4 pseudogenes are annotated in these 3,800 nt (G+C 36.1%); all 4 read left to right on the top strand.

Annotation, left to right across the window (positions count from 1 at the left end):
• Positions 1-72: 72 nt before the first annotated feature.
• Positions 73-1,293, top strand: a pseudogene (locus tag HET73_RS10125) (AAA family ATPase); the annotation flags it as partial.
• Positions 1,294-1,431: 138 nt separating this feature from the next.
• A pseudogene (locus tag HET73_RS06430) lies at positions 1,432-2,384 on the top strand (class I fructose-bisphosphate aldolase).
• A 182-nt stretch (positions 2,385-2,566) separates the two neighbouring features.
• Positions 2,567-3,106 (top strand): annotated as a pseudogene (locus HET73_RS09560) (thioredoxin family protein).
• 5 nt (positions 3,107-3,111) lie between these two features.
• Positions 3,112-3,800, top strand: a pseudogene (locus HET73_RS06420) (cation:proton antiporter domain-containing protein); the annotation flags it as partial.

Genomic DNA, 3,800 nt, shown 5'->3' with positions numbered 1-3,800 from the left:
TGCATTATCTTAAAATAAAGATATATTAAATAAATACTTTTAGTAATATTTAGGCCTTAATAACAACACTACAAAAAGAATGACGTTTCTACTGCAGTAAGTAAAGGCGAGTTATTAAAAGACGAGGAAATTCTGCAAAGTTATTGCAGAAATTTAAATGATTATGCGAGAAGTAAAAAAATAGATTACGTTATCGGTCGTGACTATGAATTAGACCGTACTATAGAAATCTTATTAAGACGCAGCAAAAACAACCCTCTATATGTTGGGAATCCAGGTGTCGGCAAAACGACAATAGTTGCAGGTCTGGTATTGAAAATCATCGAAAGCAGTGTTCCGAGTGTCCTGAGGTCCAGCATAATTTATGCTTTGGATTTAGGGTCACACTCTTCGCAGGAACACGCTATAGAGGTGACTTTAAAGAGAGAATAAAATCTATAATAAAAGCAATTGTGACAAAATCTGGTGCTATTCTTTTTATCGATGGACAATGCAGGTTCAACAAGTGGTAGCTTCCTTGAAGCTGGCAATCTACTCAAACCTGCACTTGCATGAGGTACATTGCGTTGCATAGGTGCAACTACATACAGAGAATACAGCATTAGCTTTGAAAAGGATAAAGCATTAGCAAGAAGGTTTCAAAAAATTAATATAAAAGAGTCATCTGTTCAACAATAAAGATACTAAACGGTATAAAGCACTACTACAAAGGGTACCATGGAGTATATTATGCGAAACATGCCATTATGTCTGCAGTAGAACTTTCGCATAAATATATTAGTGGGCGAATAATACCTGATAAAGCAGTTGATGTTATAGATGAAGCAGGATAATAGATAAAAGGATAAATGGATAAAAGGATTATAGATGAAGCACAGTAGAGACATTAAGAATAATATCACAAAGATGACAAACGTACCTTGTGGGTCTGAATTTGATGATATACAAAGAATCAAATCTCTAAAAGAAAACCTCTAGAATGTAATTTTTGGTCAAGAGCAAGCGATAGAATCTCTTGTTAAATTCTATTAAAATTGCTAAATCTGGGCTGAGAAGTTATGATAAACCCTTAGCAAATTATCTTTTTTGCAGGTCCGACTGATGTAGGTGTGACTGAAACTGCGAAACAGTTAGGAAAAAAGTATGGGTATAAATCTCGTGCGCTTTGACATATCTGAATATAAGGAATCTCATACAATATCTAGATTGATTGGTTCCCCTCCTGGATATGTATGTTGTGACCAGGGCGGATTACTAACGGAATCCATATTTAATAGCAAATATAGCGTACTAAAGGAAAGACATTAAGGATTTATATGAGTAAACAAGAATATATATATAAAATTGCTTTTGATGTAACTTAAAATTCTTGTATTGAGCTTTATCTTTGTTACAATTTACAACTTAAATTTAATTTTGGTTATAGTGACAATAAGTGACAAAGTAAGACAGATCCTAAGTTACTATGAAAGTGTAAGTCCTGGAGTAAAAGCAAACCTAACTCGTTTTCTCATGCATGGAAAACTTGGTGGAACTGGCAAATTAGTCATTCTACCTGTAGACCAAGGATTTGAACACGGCCCAATAAAAAGCTTTGAAGTTAGCCCTGATGCTTACGATCCACATTATCATTTTCAGCTTGCGGTTGATTTAAGAGTAAGTGCATATGCTGCATCGCTTGGTATGATCGAAGCTGGTGCTTCAACTTATGCTGAAATGCTGCAACTTATTTTGAAACTTAATAGTTCCAACTCTTTGCATTCGAAAGGTCTAAATTCTGATCAGGAAATTACTGCCTCTGTGAAAGACGCGCTGCGTTTGGGCTGCATAGCTGTTGGGTTTACTGTATATCCTGGTTCTGCGAAGTGTTTCGATAAGATAGAAGAACCCCTTGAAATCATAGCTGTGGCTAAATTTTGTGGACTTGCAGTAGTGCTGTGGTCTTATCCACGTGGTGAAAGAATTTTCAAAGAATGTGAAACAGCAGTTGATGTTATTTCCTATGCTGCACATATAGCAGCTTTGCTCGGTGCCAACATAATAAAAGTAAAACTTCTAACTAACCACTTAGAAAAAGAAAAAATAGAAGCCGGAAATATTGAGTCATTGTCCAAAAGAATTGAATACGTCAAAAATATATCTATGCAGGAAAGAGAATAGTAGTTTTTTCTGGTGGTGAGTCAAAATCGGCGGATGATATATGCAATAAGGCAAAATAAATTAAACAGAGTGGGGGTAATGGTTCAATTATTGGGCGAAATACCTTTCAACGTAAACTGGGTGGGAGAAAGGTTTATGCGGAGGACTGCAAATCCTTTTATACACGGTTCAATTCCGGTCCCGACTTCTTTTATTTTATATATCTTGTAAAAAGAGCATTATAAAAACACCAAAATTCAGGTTATGCGAGAAATTTTCTAATTGCACTATACACTTGATTGTTATCTTTAGTTTCAACTTCAGTGATAACACTGCACCTAACAGACTCTCTTAGCGCTATTTCTTGAAATCCCTTTCGAACTTTATCAGCCCTAAGTCAACTCCAAGCCAATACCCTTGGTATGCAATAGTTACTGCAAAGGATTTCAATCTTTTGGGGGTGGATAATAAACACTATACATTAAGTAACTGTCGTGGAAAAAATGGTCTTATTGTAATGTTTATATGCAATCACTGTCGTTACGTTCAATCAATTATTAGCAATCAGGTTAGCGATGTTGATGTGCAAAAAAGGATTATCAGGTAAGTACTGTTGCGATAATGCCAAATAATGTAAATGAATATCCAGAAGACTCCTTTGAAAATATGATTAATTTTGCCAAGGAAAATAGGTTTACATTTCCATATCTGATTGACAGTACGCAAGAAGTAGCTAAAAAGTATGATGCTGTTTCTACTCCTGACTCTTTTAGCTTCAACGCTAAATTAAACCTTTGCTATAGTGGACGTTTTAACGATGCAAAATAAAAACAAGATTCAAAACTTTAAAATAGGAAGCAGTGATCTATTTCAAGCAATGAAATTTATTGCAGAAACAGGTTATCCTCCAGCCGAGCAAAAATCAAGTATTGGTTGCTCAATTAAATGGTCTAATTCAACAGGTTAAATGTCATGCACAACAGCTCCCACCATTTTTGATATTATAATTTTACTCTCCGCCGCTGTGTTTATAGGCATAGAGTTTTGGAGAATGAATATCAGCTCAGTGCTCGGTTACTTCGTTGCAGGCGCGTTTATTGGTTCTCGTGGATTTAATCTGATACATTCAGCTGACGCAATGGATACTTTTGCAGAATTCGGCGTAGTTTTTCTATTGTTCATTATAGGTCTTGAATTTACCTTTGAACGTCTCATTGCCATGCGTCTTCATGCATTTGGATTTGGTTCCCTTCAAGTTATAGTTACCATGGTAGCGATATGGTGCATTGCTCTTACTTTTGGAGTGAACACTTACATGGCAGCAGTTATCGGCGGTGGGCTTGCATTGTCATTGTCCTCAACGGCAATAGTGTTACAGTTTCTGCAGGAAAAAGGTTCTCAAGCAAGTCAAGTTGGTAGGTTGTCGATAGCAGTACTATTGATGCAAGATTTTGCAGTGGTACCGCTAATGGTATTAGTACCTTTACTTACCGGTAGCTCTGGAAATAGTCTAATGAGCTCATTGGTACAAGCAGCTATCGCGTTAGCATTGATTTTTATTACCGGTAGGTTGTTACTTAGAGCTTTATTTTCGGTTATTGCTAAAATGGAAAGTAACGAGGTTTTTATATCAAAAACACTCCTGATAGTACTGGGAGCAG

This window comes from Wolbachia endosymbiont of Atemnus politus, from assembly GCF_013309895.1.
This window is presented reverse-complemented; position numbering and strand designations above follow the sequence as displayed.